Source organism: Brachyspira catarrhinii (genome assembly GCF_005518285.1).
GTDB lineage: Bacteria > Spirochaetota > Brachyspiria > Brachyspirales > Brachyspiraceae > Brachyspira > Brachyspira catarrhinii.
This window is the reverse complement of record NZ_SJDU01000811.1, coordinates 1-397: the sequence shown is the minus strand read 5'-3', so window position 1 is coordinate 397 and position 397 is coordinate 1. Positions and strand designations below refer to the sequence as shown.

The following is a 397-nucleotide window of genomic DNA, read 5'->3' as shown; positions in this document are numbered from 1 at the left end:
TGAAAAAATTACTCATAATACTATTATTCATTCTAATTCCTTTAAACCTATTCGGTTTCTATGGAGACGGAAGCGGTAGAAGTTTTATCGACTTCTTTATGGATAAAGACCAATTAAGAGCGAGAACAGACCAGATAGGTTTTCTATACGGAACGGAATATCTCAGAGTGGCTTTCGGAGTTACGGGAAACACTTCGGGCGTCATACTTGACAATTGGACAAACGATTCGCAAACCAATAGAAAGCTCAACGATTATTTTCGTCCTTCCATTGCTTTAGCCGTAGGTTATAAATCGGATTTAATAAGCGTAGGCGGGGCATATCAATTTAAGTATGTGGACTCCAATTATATGGTTCATACTCCCGTCCTTATGCTTACCGCTATGGATAATACTTT

General features: G+C 38.3%; 1 pseudogene. It reads left to right on the top strand.

The annotated features are described in order from the left end of the window. Window positions 1-397: pseudogene (locus tag EZH24_RS13545) on the top strand (variable surface family protein); the annotation flags it as partial.